The organism is Azospirillum sp. TSH64, assembly GCF_003116035.1.
Lineage (GTDB): Bacteria > Pseudomonadota > Alphaproteobacteria > Azospirillales > Azospirillaceae > Azospirillum.
In genome coordinates this window covers 4,595,055-4,595,370 of sequence record NZ_LGQW01000015.1, presented here as the reverse complement: position 1 = coordinate 4,595,370, position 316 = coordinate 4,595,055, and the positions used below count along the sequence as shown (strand labels likewise).

The following is a 316-nucleotide window of genomic DNA, read 5'->3' as shown; positions in this document are numbered from 1 at the left end:
CATCGGGAAGACCAGCGGCTTGCCGGTGACCAGCCCCTGCAGCTTGGCGAAGGCGACGATGGAGCCGGTGAAGGTGATGGCACCCACCGCGGTGCCCAGCGCCATCTCGATCAGCGAGCCCTTGGCGATGGCGCCGCGGACGCCGATGCCGTAGGCCTCCGGCGAGTAGAAGGCGGCGAGCGCCACGAAGACGGCGGCCAGACCGACCAGCGAGTGGAAGGCGGCGACCAGCTGCGGCAGCGCCGTCATCTCGATCTTCTTGGCGACGACGTAGCCGATGGCGCCGCCGATGGCGATGCCGAGCACGATCATCCAA

1 protein-coding gene is annotated in these 316 nt (G+C 69.0%); it reads right to left on the bottom strand.

Going from position 1 to position 316, the window contains the following annotated elements; genetic code table 11:
• On the bottom strand, positions 1-316 hold a 316-nt coding region (locus TSH64_RS22195), incomplete at both ends, for an NAD(P)(+) transhydrogenase (Re/Si-specific) subunit beta (protein ID WP_146208133.1).